10 protein-coding genes and 1 pseudogene are annotated in these 14,646 nt (G+C 54.7%); 4 read left to right on the plus strand and 7 right to left on the minus strand.

What is annotated here, in order from left to right:
* Positions 1 to 121 precede the first annotated feature (121 nt).
* Positions 122 to 733 carry a DNA-3-methyladenine glycosylase family protein gene (locus tag GEV37_RS10110; protein ID WP_227390112.1) on the plus strand — a complete coding sequence of 204 codons (612 nt, stop codon included), beginning with the start codon at positions 122 to 124 and terminating at the stop codon, positions 731 to 733.
* Between the two features lie 10 nt (positions 734 to 743).
* On the opposite strand, the gene GEV37_RS10115 is transcribed toward GEV37_RS10110, so the two are convergent.
* Positions 744 to 1,619, minus strand: a complete 876-nt coding sequence (locus tag GEV37_RS10115) for a pirin family protein (RefSeq protein ID WP_227390113.1) — start codon at positions 1,617 to 1,619, stop codon at positions 744 to 746.
* 315 nt (positions 1,620 to 1,934) lie between these two features.
* On the opposite strand from GEV37_RS10115, the gene GEV37_RS10120 reads away from it, so the two are divergent.
* The gene (locus GEV37_RS10120) at positions 1,935 to 2,228 is read left to right on the plus strand and encodes a helix-turn-helix domain-containing protein (protein WP_227390114.1); all 294 of its coding nucleotides are present in this window, start codon (positions 1,935 to 1,937) and stop codon (positions 2,226 to 2,228) included.
* Between the two features lie 87 nt (positions 2,229 to 2,315).
* A pseudogene (locus GEV37_RS10125) lies at positions 2,316 to 2,744 on the plus strand (HipA domain-containing protein); the annotation flags it as partial.
* A 111-nt stretch (positions 2,745 to 2,855) separates the two neighbouring features.
* Here the strand turns inward: GEV37_RS10125 and GEV37_RS10130 are convergent.
* Both GEV37_RS10130 and GEV37_RS10135 read right to left on the minus strand, forming a co-directional pair.
* Positions 2,856 to 4,955: a putative bifunctional diguanylate cyclase/phosphodiesterase gene (locus GEV37_RS10130; protein WP_227390115.1), complete on the minus strand. Its 2,100-nt coding sequence runs from the start codon at positions 4,953 to 4,955 to the stop codon at positions 2,856 to 2,858.
* 420 nt (positions 4,956 to 5,375) lie between these two features.
* Entirely contained in the window at positions 5,376 to 5,801 is a 426-nt protein-coding gene (locus tag GEV37_RS10135) for a very short patch repair endonuclease (RefSeq protein WP_422822635.1), read from the minus strand.
* Here GEV37_RS10135 and GEV37_RS10140 point away from each other — a divergent pair.
* Complete coding sequence (locus GEV37_RS10140) at positions 5,703 to 7,601, plus strand: DNA cytosine methyltransferase (RefSeq protein ID WP_422822637.1); 1,899 nt, start codon at positions 5,703 to 5,705, stop codon at positions 7,599 to 7,601. The two genes, GEV37_RS10135 and GEV37_RS10140, sit on opposite strands and share 99 nt — an antisense overlap.
* Positions 7,602 to 7,965: 364 nt before the next feature.
* Here GEV37_RS10140 and GEV37_RS10145 read toward each other — a convergent pair whose 3' ends face one another.
* From GEV37_RS10145 to GEV37_RS10160, 4 genes are all read right to left on the minus strand, one after another.
* Positions 7,966 to 10,080, minus strand: coding sequence for an AIPR family protein (locus tag GEV37_RS10145; protein ID WP_227390117.1), 2,115 nt, complete (start codon positions 10,078 to 10,080; stop codon positions 7,966 to 7,968).
* A gap of 3 nt (positions 10,081 to 10,083) precedes the next feature.
* A complete protein-coding gene (locus GEV37_RS10150; protein ID WP_227390118.1) occupies positions 10,084 to 11,067 on the minus strand; it encodes a PD-(D/E)XK motif protein in 984 nt (327 codons plus the stop codon).
* Entirely contained in the window at positions 11,060 to 13,822 is a 2,763-nt protein-coding gene (locus GEV37_RS10155; protein ID WP_227390119.1) for a Z1 domain-containing protein, read from the minus strand. Before GEV37_RS10155 ends, GEV37_RS10150 begins: the two co-directional genes overlap by 8 nt.
* On the minus strand, positions 13,819 to 14,646 hold an 828-nt coding region (locus tag GEV37_RS10160; RefSeq protein WP_479694303.1), incomplete at its 5' end, for a hypothetical protein. The genes GEV37_RS10160 and GEV37_RS10155, both read right to left, overlap by 4 nt.

The raw sequence follows: 14,646 nt of genomic DNA on the forward strand, positions 1-14,646 counted from the left end.
AGTAGACGAAAGTATAAAGCCGCGCCATCAGAAAGCGGGCGGGCGACACGCCCCGTCGCGGCTCATTTCCTGCTAGGTTGAAAGCTGATTTGACACGATAGCACCGAGTGAGTACCGCTTCATGACACCGGATACCATTGCCCAGGCTCTGCACGACCTGACCCAGGCCGACCCCGATATCGCCCGCGCCCTGCCCCAGGTCGGCGCGCCCCCTTCACGCCAGCGCGAGCGGGGCTTTCCCACCTTCTTCTCGACCATCGTCAGCCAGCAGCTCTCCGTCGAGGCGGCACGGGCGATCATGGGGCGCGTCAATGCCGTGCTCCCCGAGCTCCATGCCCAGGCGGTGAGCGAGATAGAGGGCCAGGCACTGCGCGACGCCGGACTCTCCTGGCGCAAGATCGAGTACGCCAAGGAGCTCGCCGAAGCGGAACTTGCCGGCACGTTCAGCGCCGACGGGCTCGAGCACTTGAGCGATGAGGAGGTGATCGCCGCTATTACCGCCCTTAGAGGCTTCGGCCGCTGGAGCGCCGAGATTTACCTGATGTTCTCACTCGGACGCCCGGACGTCTTCCCGGCAGACGACTTGGCCCTGCGGGTCGCATTGGGCCGGCTGAAAAGAATGGACGACAAACCCACGCCCAAACAGGCGCGCCAGATGGTGGAACACTGGGCGCCCTGGAAGAGCGTGGGCTCGCTGTTTCTGTGGCACTACTATCGCGGCGAGCCGCTATGACTATCCTTTGTCAGGCGTTCAGCCCGCCGAACTTGCCCGCCTGGTAATCCTCGACCGCCTTGACGATTTCATCCCGGGTGGTCATCACGAAGGGGCCGTGGGAGTAAACCGGCTCGTCGAGCACATCCCCATGACCGAAGATCAGCCGCGCCTCACTCGATGCCTCGAGTTCTACATGGCCGCCCTCACGGTCAAGCTCGATCAGGTGCCAGGCCTTCACCGGCTCGCCGCCCACGCTCACATCACCCTCCACCACGTAAAGAAATACCTGCCGCCCTGGTGCCACGGGCAGCGTCTCGCGACTGCCGGCGGCAAGCGTCAGCGTGGACATGAACACGCCGGTCAGTGTATCGATGGGGCCCTGAAGGCTTTCCCACTGTCCGGCGATCAGGTTCAGCTCGACGCCACCGGCAAGGGGAATTGCGGGAATATCGTCCTGTTGCAGGCCGACGTAGTGCGGCGCGCTCATCTTGAGTTTCGAGGGCAGATTGATCCAGAGCTGCAGGATTTCCAGCGGCCCGCCGTCGCGCAGAAATTCCGGCGGTGATACCTCGGCGTGGACGATACCGCTGCCCGCCGTCATCCACTGCACGCCGCCTGCGTGAATCACGCTCTGGTGATCGGCGCTGTCGGCGTGGGCGAGCGAGCCCTTCAGAATGAACGTCACCGTCTCGAAACCGCGATGCGGGTGCGGCCCGAAGGGCAGGCCCTGGTTGCCCGCCGGATACACCTGCGGACCATGGTGGTTCAGAAACAGGAACGGATCGAGCTGATCGAGCCCGGGGCCCGGCAGCGGCCGCCGCGTGACGAGATCGCCGATATCGTCGCGGCGGGCCGGGTGCTGGCGAATGACGCGGCGCGGGGTATCGATGTTCGAGGTGGACATGAATCGCTCCTTTCTCCAGTAGGCTGTCAGCTTAAAACCCGGCGTGGCGATTGGGGAGCGAATAATTTCCGCCGCTTCGTTGAAGTAAACCGTTGATGTCGATCAGGTGCTGCGAAAGCTGCCAGGGCGTCAAGTATCCGCTCCAATATTTCGCTGCTCGAGATGAAAGCAACGCGGCAACTTCTCATTCTGGAACTGTCGAGAATACAGACGTGAACCGGCCATGCAAACCAATATCAAAGAAGATATAATGGTATCCAATAAAGCGTATAAATAAGAAATATAGATACCATTATATCTAAAATGGTGAGCATCATGCCTTCTTTACTGTTGCTGGACGATGCCGATGTACAGCAGGCCTTTGCCGCGCATCTGCGTCGGCTGCGTGAAGAGGCCAAGTTATCCCGTGCGGCGCTGGCCGAACGCAGCAGCGTGCCTGCCCCCACGATCAAGAAGTTCGAAACGACCGGTCAGATATCGTTTCGTCAGCTGCTGTTGCTCTGGCAGAGCCTTGATGAACTGTCGCGGCTATATGCGCTGACTCAGCACGACGCGAACAGCGCAAGTCCGCCCTCCTCGATTGAGGAGGTACTCAAACATGGCTTTTAAGCCACTACAGCGGCTCAACGTGACACGCACACTATCGACCGGTGAACAGGTCGCTGTGGGCGTATTGGCGCAAAACCGCCAAGGGATGTTTTCCTGGATTACGCCGACCTGATCAAGGCCAGCCGCCAACTGTGTAAATCCCCCGCCGTTGGCCAGCTTCAGTTCCGGCGCGCGCTATTCAACCTGTTTGCCTGCAACCAGGATGATCACAGCAAGAACTGGGCGTTCTTGCAAAACGACCAGGGCCAGTGGCAACCCGCGCCCTTCTATGACGTGACGTTCAGCCCTTAGCCCTTCGCAGAACATGCCACCGCCTTTGCAGGCCACGGCAAACAGCCGCCGCTCAAAGCGATTCAGCAGTTGGCAACGCATGCCGGTTTCTCGACCTGGAAACAGGCCCAGCCGCACGTCCAGGAAATCGTCAACGTGCTCAGTACGTTTCCTGACACGGCAAAAGAGTTGGGGGTGAAAGCCGGCACGGTGGCGCTGATGACTCGGCAGTTGAACCAGACGTGACAAGACAACAAGGGGTTACTCGCCCGTTGATCCAATCAGGTATTCGATGTGCCGAGAAGAAAGTTTAGTTTTTCCAAGCCGCGATGCTGCCAGCCCATCAGTCGCCAGGATTCATCGTCCCTCGTCAGAAGGGTCGACCGCCTGGCCGCGTGACGCATGCGCCGCCCAGAACCGCTTGAGCTCCTCGCCGGAGAGCGCTTCGCTGAACAGGTATCCTTGGTATTCGTGGCTGTGGAGCTGGCTGATCAGGGCCAGTTGCTGCTCGTTCTCGACGCCCTCGGCCACCACCTGCAGGTCGAGGCTCTGTGCCAGCGCCACCACCGCCTTGACGATGGCGGCGTCCTGGGCGTCGGTGACGGCGTGGGCCATGAAGGCGCGGTCGATCTTGAGACGGTCGATGGGAAAGCGGCGCAGCTGGGCGAGGTTGGAGTAGCCGGTGCCGAAGTCGTCGATCGAGATCGCGATCCCCAAGGCGCGAAGCTCGTTGAGGGCTTCCAGTGCGATGTCCGGGTTGAGCACCAGGGCACTTTCGGTGAGCTCAAGCTCGAGGCAGGTGGGCGTCAGGCCGGTGTCCGCCAGCAGCTTCTTGACCGTCTCGACGAAATGGCGGCTGTTGAGCTGGATGGCCGAGATGTTCACCGAGATGAACAGTGCCTGCCCGGTCTCCTCATGCCAGCGCTGGGCGTAGCGGCAGGCGGTGTGCAACACCCATTCGCCGAGCGGCAGGATCAGCCCGGTATCCTCGGCCAGAGGGATGATCTCGCTGGGCTCGACGATGCCGAGCTCGTCATCCTTCCAGCGCAGCAGTGCCTCGACGCCAGTGATACGCCCGCTCTCGACCTCGACCTTGGGCTGGTAGGCCAGATCCAGCGTGTCGCTGTCGAGCGCCAGGCGCAGCCGGCGCTCGAGCTTGATGCGTCGCTCCTCGATGGAGGTCATGTCGGGCTCGAAGAACTGATAGGTGTTGCGCCCCAGCCGCTTGGCGGCGTACATGGCGGCATCGGCGTGAATCATCAGCGCGTGCTTGTCCCGACCATCGTCCGGGTAGAGGCTGATGCCCACGCTGGTCGAAACCTTGACCACGCTCGAGCCGATCTGAAACGGGTTGTCCAGCGTACTCACCAGCCGCCGGGCGAGCGTGTCGGCCTCCTCGCGCCCGCTGCTTTCTCCCAGCAGCACGATGAACTCGTCGCCGCCGACTCGTGCGACGGTGTCACTCTCGCGCACCGCAGCACGCAGTCGATCCGCCGCCTGTCGAATCAACTGATCACCCACGTGATGGCCGAGCGTATCGTTGACCTGCTTGAAACGATCGAGGTCGACGAAGAACAGCGCAAAGGTCGCCGAACCCGCCAACTGCTCCTCCAGGCGCTCCTCCAGCAGTAGCCGGTTGGGCAGTTGGGTGAGGGCATCGCGGTAGATCATCTGCTTGAGCTCGGTATTGGCCGCCTGAAGCGATGCCGCCAGCTGCGCATTGCGCGAGGTCATGTGGGCATCGAACAACGAGATCAGCAGCGCCGCCAGCATGATGCAGGTGGACACCAGCGCCACGCTCACCGCCAGCTGCTGCGCCGAAAGCCCACCGCTTTCGAGCAATACCGCACCGGGGGGGTAGACCGCCGCCGCCATGCCGGTGTAATGCATGCCGGAAATGCCCACCGCCATGATCACCGCCGCCACCAGCCGCTGCCAAAGCGGCGAGCGGCGCGACCGATTCAGGCGAAAGACGAGCCACAGCGCCGCGGCCGAGGCGGAGACCGCGATGAGCACCGAAACGGCAAACAGTGACGGTACGTAGCGCAGCCGCCCGTCGATGTGCATCGCCTCCATGCCGACGTAGTGCATCAAGCACACTCCACCGCCCATCACCAGCGCCCCGCCCCCCAGTCGCGCCAGCGTCAATCGTCCTCGCTGTACGACGACCAAGGCGATGGCGGAGGTGGCGATCGCCGCGATCAGCGACACCACTGTCAGCGACAGACCGTAGGCGACGTTGGCCCCCATCTCCATGGCGAGCATGCCGATGAAGTGCATCGCCCAGATGCCGGTCCCCATCGCGAAGGCCCCGCCGGCCAGCCACAGATGGCTGACCCATCCCGTACTGGCACGCACCCGGCCCGCCAGATCCAGCGCGGTAAAGGAAGCGATGGTCGCGATACCGAAAGAGAGCAGCACCAAGGCCAGGTTGTAGGAGGCATGATGATCGTGCATGGGGCGTGCGTACCGAATTCCGGCTTATGAACGAAGAACTGAGGTCAACTTAATCCTGTGGAAGGATTATAGCAAACGGCAGGTGATGAGATTCCTGATCCCTTCTTGCCACATGGCTTCAGCGTACCCCGGCCCTGAAGCTATCCGGCTCCAGCCACAGCCGCTCGCGACGATCCCCTTGCAGAAAGAAAAGCTTGGGCCCTTTGCGGAAATTGAACAGGCGAAAGAGATGGTCGTGCTCGGCATGCACCCGCGAGCAATCGAGCTCGTTGGGCGGCGAATGCCTTGCTTATCTGTTTTGAGCATTTACACATCAGACAAACGAGAGAAATTGGACAGAACGATGTATGCTGATCGGCTACCCTACCGCGATTGAGATAACCTGGTATGATATGCAACTCAAAGCGGTACGGACATCGGTTAGCCAGAACGGGATCGAGGCGGTTGAGGTGGCCATTCTTGATACTGCCCTTGAGTCTGGATCAAGTCGGCAATTTCAGAAACCCTGTCATGATTGTGCTTGAAACCACACTCCCACACGACGAGAATTCGCCACCCCATCTGCTGCAGGTTCTTGTACGCCTTTTGATCACGGTGAATATTAGCCTCGAATTTGGCTTGCCAGAATGCAACTCTTGAGCCAGGCATTGTAGTGTAGAAACAGCCAGCATGCCTGTGCCAGAAGCATCCATGCACGAAAATAGCGAGGTCATGGCGGGGCAAGACGAGATCAGGGGAGCCTGGCAGATCCTTGCGATGCAGCCTGAATCGATATCCACAGGCATGGAGGTATTTGCGCAGCATGATTTCCGGTCGGGTATCACGCCCTTTTATAGAGCGCATCATGCGGGAACGTGTGGAACGATCAACAACATCAGCCATCTTTATCACTACTCTCATTTTTCAAAAACGTATTGCAGGTTTTCATTGATGACGCAGCCGATTCATGTAGTTGACCTTTTTGCAGGACCTGGAGGCCTGGGGGAAGGTTTCAGCTCGATCAGGCAAAATGACGGAAGTCGTCAATTCAAGACACTAGTATCAGTGGAGAAGGATCCTGCTGCCCATCGCACGCTGACACTTAGAGCATTCTATCGACTTCTTCAGAATAGCGGCATGGGCATGTCAGCGTACTACGACTACTTGCAAGGAGGCGAACATCCCTCTGTCAGCATGCCGAAACTCTGGGAGCAGGCCGGAGAAGAAGCTCTTTGCCTGGAGTTAGGCAGTAATGATGGCAACTTGGCTCTCGAGAAGCGCTTGAGAGAAAAGGTTTCTGGCGATGAGAACTTGGTGTTGATAGGCGGGCCACCTTGCCAGGCATATTCGGTCGTTGGCAGGGTACGTAACCGCGGCAACAAAAATTACCGACCCGAGGACGATGCCCGCCATTTTCTATACCGTGAGTACCTGAGCGTGATCGCCAAGTTCAGGCCAGCAGTATTTGTCATGGAAAATGTAAGGGGAATACTGACATCACGAGTGGGCAAGGAACGGATATTCGGTCAGATACTGACAGATCTCTCGGATCCCACAGTAGCGACTGGTGAAGAAGGCCAAGCAAAAACCTCCTTTGGAAAAGAAGGGTACACGATATTCTCTTTGAAAAACGATAGCGTGTACTTTCCGAAAAATACGGGGCTTTTCAATTCCCCCTTACTCCTCGAAGAAGAGGAATACAACGCGTTCATAGTAAAAGCCGAAGATCATGGCATCCCCCAGGCCAGACATCGTGTAATCCTGGTAGGGGTTAGAAATGATATCGTCAGAAAGGTCGGTCCCAAGGCGATGGCTAGTACTCTCCAGATGCCCAAGACTGACGATAGCGGAAAACTGACCGCAAGCGCTGTTCTTGCTGATTTGCCGGCTCTGCGCAGCGGATTGAGTCGCAAGGATTCTGCAGAAGCATGGTATGAAACGATCAGAAAGGTTGCTTTCAGAGTTGCAGATGAACTGCTTCATCACAATAGTGAACATATCAAGCCAGATCAGAGAAAGCGTATCGCACAAGAGCTTTTCGATATTGCAGAATCACCACTAGAAGGGCTGAGCAAGCGTTATGAACCCAAGGCAAAGCCAAGACTTATAGGCCCGACGACAGAGGTCGATAGATGGTACCACGGTGCTCAGGATTCAAATGTGACGGGGCTGTGGTACAACCATGAGACCAAGAGCCATATGGAAGAGGATCTGGCCAGATACCTCTACTGTGCAACCTTTGCCAAGGTCATGGGACGTTCGCCGATCGGTTCCAAGGAAATCTACCTCGATTCACTTGCTCCTCGGCATGCCAACTGGGAATCTGGCAAATTTGCCGACAGGTTCAAGGTAGTGCTCGAGGACAAGCCGTCCAAAACTATCACAAGCCACATCTCGAAGGATGGCCACTATTACATCCATTATGATCCAAGGCAGTGCAGAACACTGACTGTGCGAGAGGCAGCGCGAATTCAGACTTTCCCGGATGATTACTATTTTGAAGGAAACCGTACGGAGCAGTACGTGCAAGTAGGTAACGCCGTCCCCCCGTTGCTTGCAAAGTGCATTGCCGGCAAAGTGATGGAAATTCTGGACCTAGCACGGGGTAGAACAGGCTCAATCAATGTAAAATCAAGCCAAGGCGACGACATTTGCAGGGCTTTTTAAAAAGCCTATTTAAAGAGCGCTCTCTCTACGCTACCTGATAGTTTTATAATCAGTTTAGAGAACTCGAATGGCCACCTGAAGAGCTTCTAGTTATCGCTTCGGTTATAAAAGGGGGGCACCTTACCACCTATGTTGATGTCGAGAATCAGTTAACCACTACAACACAGCACTTCTGGATTCGGTCAAATTCGTTACTATTCTATGTTTATACCGACTGTCCATACATTGGTAGAATTTTGCCATATTCAGCCTCTGCGAAGTGTCATCGAAGAACGAAGACCACGCACTTACCCTCGTCAAGATTGCAGATTTTCGAGCTCTATTTTTATTTTCTACATAAGCATTTAAAATTTTAAATAATTTCTTAAATTAATCGATCACCAGCTTCGTCCTGATCACTTCCTATAAAGCCATTTACTTTCAATTTTTCAAGAGCTTTCATAGCAATAGCACACTGCCTCTCGGATGGCAGAACTTTTGGGATCTTGCTGCATTTTTCTAGAACACCGGACTCTGCTGGCGTAAGAAGCTTATTTTTCATCCCCCACTCGAGCGCCTGCCTCCAGAAAGGCCCTCCGCGTTCGAAAACAAATAAATAGGTATTAACCTCCAAAATTTCTGCTTTTTCTCTACGTTCTTCGCTTATAACTGACGCGGCTTCATCTAGTGTTGTCAGATATTCTTTTAACTCAGATGGATATTGGATTTTTCGTTCTTGTACTTGAGACCAACAAGCTTGTTTTTTAGCCCATTCACCCATGTCCCTGACGCCTTGCGGTGGATTAATGATGACGTGATGAGAACCTTCAGCCGCGAGGAGAAACGCAGTTTCAATAGGTTCGGGTACTGATTGCAGCCGCCAGACTTTATCCAGATCGACAAATTTCTTAATTTTATTGATGTCGTGGGCCAGTTTTGCCATAGAGTAGGTGACTATCTTTGCTCTGTAACCCCCTTGATACCAAGGTTGCTGCGGCACGGTCTTTTCGAGGTGGCGAAATATCATTGCTTTTGCGATCATTCGTTTAAACCAAGTCTCGTCAAAGCGTTTATCAGATTTTTTCCATTCGCTAGCAACTTCCTTTTGAAAAGCAACAAAGTTTTTTTGCGCACCTTGACTCACTACATGAGGCAAACCAGCCCATGAGTTTTCGAACTTAGCTAAATCTGTCTTATTGAAGTATTGCGATCGGGGGTACTCGAGATCAAACTTTTTTCGCTCAGCGTCGGTGCGTCGGGTACGCTCGTCTGGATATTGTCCGCGTGCTCTCTCGTAGAACCACCTTGTTTCTTGGTATTTGCCGTAACCTTTTGGTGCAAGTATCCGGCGAGAAAACTCTTGTAACCGCATCTGGAATGGATGATTAGATGCCAAATCAGCATCACTAACTTTGTTCTGGCTGTTGGCATAAAGTGAAATATTCGGAATGACTTCATCTGCTGTATCAGATGGCACCACATTTAGTTTCATCTGAACGTAGACTTCCTCGAGGCGAGCCTTGGGCTTTTTAGGGCGTTGCTTCCTTGCGGAATGAATCGACGCTGTGGTTTGTCCCCCATTCACGACCTGTAGATTATCCGCAGAGACCAAGAGTGGGCCATTTTCTGTCTGACGGATATCAACAGCATCAGCGGTAGCCGTAATGCCGTTATTATAAGCAAAAAACATCTCTGGCTGATCTTCAAGCGTGTTCCGGATACCTTGGTTTACTTTTCCTCGTGCCTGAAGAAAGCTGCGAACGTTGGCCTCGAGAAGGCGCGTTCCCCATTTTTCGTAGATATCGCCTAGTTGGCTTCCTCGAATCACTGCTACGTAACTCTCTAACGCAGCGTCACCCATCGATGCTCTCAGTACCGGGATCCCTCCACCGAAATCCTTCTCAAAGTCGATCACCAGCTCTTCGCGAGTTTGTCCAGAGCGAATAAATTTTTCAATCCTCGCCAGATCCCAAACGCTGTAAGTAATTAGTTTATCATCAATTGATCCTGCCGGCAGGCCATCCGCCTTTACTCGCTTCTCTGCGTTCGTGATCAATACCAGTTTTATCTTAGTAATGTTAGGCCATGTGGTTGCGATGAGATCAGCCAACATGAAGCCTGAACTTGTTTCTTCAAGCTTCTCCCGAAAATCCTCTCTAAGTGCATGTCGAAGAAAGACAGACATACGATTGAAGCGTGACTTGAGATGTTCACTTTGTAAACGCCGTACTTCTTCCGTGACTTGGAAATCGCAGAGTATCAAGCTTAGGATGCCCTGTGCATCCCGTGGATCGCCCCCATAGCCGTCCACCTGCATTGCAACACCATTCTGGCCTGCTCCCTCGAAATACGTATAATCTGCGCCATCCAGTTCCCCTGCCTCAGTCAGAATATCTCCCATTCTCTCGAAGAAGGCCTCAGTTGTGTAAATTCCACCTACATCTGCCTCGCCTTGGATGTCGGCGATAAGTTCCCTGTGGAATTCTTCGAGTTCAGACATGAATCAAATCCCACCTTTATTATTGACGAATTGTGTCTTTTTGATATTAGCCAGAAGCTGGTCATCCTCGACTTTAAACTCAGCACAAGCATTGAGTGCGACCGAATACTTCACATTGAGAACGCCCATGGGCAGCGGCGTGGGAATGCGAGGAAAGCCTTCCTCTACAAGGAATGTAACGCGCTTACCAACTGTCCAACGCCTATCACTGTAGTCATGCGCCCAGTCAAACCCTGCCGCTGCCAGCAGTCGCTCCCAAGTGTCATAGGCGGTCAAGGTCGCGGATTTAAATATAAGCTCAACTTCATGTACATGATCCGAAAGTGTCATTCCCTCTGGCTTGATTGCCGCATCGACGTCGTAGACCAACAGAAAGACATCGGCGCTAGCTACGTCCGCGAGCTGGTCCGCAGATGAGATCTGTACCTGTGGCCTTGCTGCACCTCGACGTGATTTCACCTCTATGCACATGCCATGAAGCTCGAAGTCCTTAGCACCACCTTCAGGGCCACGCCACGCAACGATTGCCGCTTCTGTCCCGATCTCGGCGCAAAGGAGCTGGAGCACATGGAGTTCCCCGAGCAAGCCTCTCTGTTCATCGACACTCAAGCGCTCAGAAGATCCACCCCGCAGCAAATGATGCCATCGTAGGGTGCGCCGCACAGACCGATCCAAGGCGTCCGACGATGTTTCACCTTGCTCCCCTGCTGACATGATATCCTTACAGAGACTGGCGAAAAGGTCGGCCTGTTCAGGATCGCGGAGCACAACGAGCAGCGCGTCTCGCTCTCCCAGTTTACGATAACTAATATCGAGACTCTTGATCTTCGGAAGCTGCAGGACTTTCTCCGCATCCTCTGGAAGGGCAAGCGCGAGCGCTACATTATCGTTCTCGACAACGGCCCAGAAAAAATCGTGGCGCCCGCACTTGTCGACGCGACGCGCCTCGTTGACCCCCAGTCCATTCCACGGCTGAACTTCAGACATCTACCATCTCCAGATCTTCATCTTGATCTTCCTCGCCGAACAATTCACGGAGCATGGTAGTGTTCATGACATACTCGACTTTCTCATCCGGGCGCGAAGAGTGGGGAAAGCTGATTCCGAAAGCAACGACGGGCTCTTTCGGTAGAAGCTCTTCATACCTCTCGCGGTGTTCGGTTTTGTCGGGAAGTTTGACCGAAAGCAGGAAAAGCACCAAGAGCGGCTTTTTGCGCACCCCCCTGTAAATATGGTCTGGAAAATTCGTCTTGCTGGAGTTCTTGAGACCATGGCTCGTCATAAAATCAGCTTCGGCAGAGGCTACATCATGTGGGGCCACGCTTATTTTCTCAACTCCCCTGGAGGCAACCCTTGCACGAGATCCACTGACGGATAATATGCCATCTTTGAGGTTCTCGACGCCTATGCTTCTTCTGGCAGGGCCGATGGGCCAGCCGAGAATGTCCCTGTTGGCCTCGTTGTCTTTCACGCTCGCGAAGAACACATCCCACTTATCAAGCTCATCATTAACTCGCTGGTTGATATACCTGCGCAGCGGCTCGATGGTCGTCCCAATACTTTCTCGAGCATTTCGGAAGCGAAGCAAGAAATCATCTATACGGGACACATCGACGTCCCTTAGAAGGAAACCACCGTTCTCGCGTTTATCATCGATCAAGTCATGACCATCTTCTCGTAGGGCGGAGGCAAAAGCTCGGGCCGCGCTCCTGTTACTCTCCAGAACGGCAGGTGCATTGATCAGTTTATGTGTCTCGACATAACCGTTCGAAAGGCCGACTTTTACATGTTTCTCGCCTGACCCCAGCTTGTTTCGCGCGGTGACTAGGAGAGACGAAGGATGACTCCGCACCGCCAGACCGAATTGCAGTGGTGTCGCCTTATCTCGTTGCATGCGACGAAGTTCTTCGTGAAGTTCCTCGGTGGCCTCGGCGATATGGGCATACCAGCCTATAGCCTGAGGCGGCATCCAGATCCGGCACAGGTCCTCATAGTTACCCCGGTAGCCAAACCAGCGCCCCATCTGCATGAGAGTGTCATACATCATTGAGTTGCGCAGGAAGTAGGAGACGGTCAACCCTTCAAGGGTGAGACCTCGCGACAACGAGAAACCGCCGACTGCGATCACGGTCAGTCCGCGCTCACCCGCCGCGGAGTAGTCGAGATCATTAACCCGACTGTTCACCTCAACGACCTTCGCGGCACCTATCGAACTGAGCATCTGCGCTTGGATCTCACTCCAGTCCGGCCATGCTTCATAAAATTCGGCGGCCCATATATTGCGCAGCGCTGCAATCTCAGGATCTCGAATGCCCCGCTCACCCAGAGACGCGTTTACGCGGATGGAAACCCGGATTGTATCGAGCGCCTCCTGAAGCCTGTTGCGGATAAGGCCCTGCATTCGGGTGAAACGGCTGGCGTTGACCAGCATCGAGGCGTGCTGTTCGCGCTGTCCCCGCAAGTCCCGGATGGTCCGCGCAACAAGAAATGCACGGAGCGCCTCGATCATGCTAGGGGGGACCGAAACGAGATCATCGTCTATCTTGTGTCGGATCGGTAGAACATCCTCGTTGTCGATGATGTTGCGCAGATAGAGCGGCTCTTCCTCATCGGGCATGCCATCGAGGAACACCTTGCGCGGCCCAAAATAGTTGTTCGGGGCATCGAGGCCGATAATAAAATCTCGTGGGAAGAGGTCTTCCGCCTCCATCGCTTCATCTTGCTCAGGGTCGATGAAGATATTTGCGAACGGGGTCGCGGTGTAACCTACATAGCAGCTGCGGCGGAAAAGGCCGAGCAATTCCCGGATCTGTCCGTTAATCCGAGAGACCTCGTTCTTTCCGTATTTCACATTGATGGATGCATTGTCTGCTTCATCATCGATCAGCAGCATCGGCTGGTCGACCATCTCTGATGAATGGTTGGCACTATGCTCGCGCAGCCACTCGGTCAGGTTGCGTAGAGTATGTGTATTTTTCTTGATCACAAGCACGACTGGTACCGCATAGGAGGCGATTTGGCTCGTGTTCGAGGTCGCGGTGGTCTTGTTAAAATCTTTGATCGTATTGGTGAGGCTGACTGGGGTAAATCTGTCATCAAACTCGGCGACCCCGATCAATTTGGGCTTTTCGCGAGTACCCATCTGGGCTAGGCGACCAGTGTCGCGCCCTATGAAACCCTCATCGATTCGACCTTGAGTCTGGTTGCGCAGGTTGCTATGGATTCCCGCGATCACGATGATCAAACGATATCCTGCATCAGCAGCCTTGCAGACAAGACCGGTATAGTTGGCAGTCTTTCCGCTTTGGACATGTCCGACGACCATGCCCTTTCGATCCCAAGACCGTTTTTCTCGTGGGTTCCCGAGGCGCCCGAGAATCGTGTCCGTTACTTGGTCAGTCCCGTAAATGACGTCTTGGGGAAACTTTTTCTTAAAGAGCAGTTTCTTGTAGCGTGACCAGTAGTACCAAGGATCGGATCCACTCTCGATTTCCGGACGAATCCTCTCGAGCCATGGTTCGAAGTCATTTGCGTCCACTGTAGCACCAAGCCCCATACTGACGCCGATTCGTTCCTCGATCTCGCGTGCCAGCATCTCAGCGTCATCATCAGTCACACCCGGAAAAATCGGAGCCTGGCGTACTGAAGCGATAAGTTTTCTGATCCCTTCCGGTGTCCGTCGAGCGCTATCAGCGAGCCCTTGGGATACCATGTTATCAAGCATATCGAGCTGGTCTGTCATTCCGGTTCATCCTGTTCGAGAATTCTGGATAGCATAGGCTCAAGCCGCGCCCATTCGTTACGGAACATGTCGGTAGTCTTGAGCATGGAGCGGACCTCCGTCTCCGTGATGCCCTGCTCAAGCAGCTTTGGAACTATTGCATGTAGAGCCTGTTTAAGAGCATCCGCCTCGGCCTCTGTTGCCTTGACGGACTCGGCCTGACCCAACAGATCAGCATGCAGTGAGTCCACCGGTAGGCCAGCGCCGACAAGCGAGATGCAGTTCCTAAATTTCTGCCGTAAACCTACTGGTAAACACTCCTCGAACTCGACTAGGGCTGGATGATCAGTGTTCGGCTGATAGACAATCGCCCCATCCTTCAGAAGCCGTTGCCACATCGGCACCCGTGTCTCTTCTGTTAGCTTCTGGCCCCGCTTTCTATAGGTCCGCTTGGATGTCTGCACAAAGCGCTCGACGATATTCTTGAGCCGCTCGCGCACCAATGGTGGCAACTGGGCGGACGCCTTCTTGACGTCGATCTTCCAATCGGTATCCATCGTGTTCGGGATGTCCAACCGGATTCGGCAAAGCTTGGTCAGCTCGGTCTGGCGCGTGAGGCCAAGCCAGCTGCCGCTGATAATCAAGCGATCACCACGATAGATGTAGAAACCCTGGGATTTGAGGTGCCCTTCGGGTCCACCAAGCTCATCCCACTCGTCTTGAACCGCCCCGGTTATTCCGGAGACCGGTTTGTTTGAGTCAGGCAGCTTCACCCGACTCTTCCAGTTGATGATAATACGTCCTTTCTCGTTCTGCTGGTGGAACGTTTCCGATGGGTTCCAGCA

The organism is Vreelandella malpeensis (assembly GCF_020622355.1).
In the GTDB taxonomy this organism is placed as follows: domain Bacteria; phylum Pseudomonadota; class Gammaproteobacteria; order Pseudomonadales; family Halomonadaceae; genus Vreelandella; species Vreelandella malpeensis.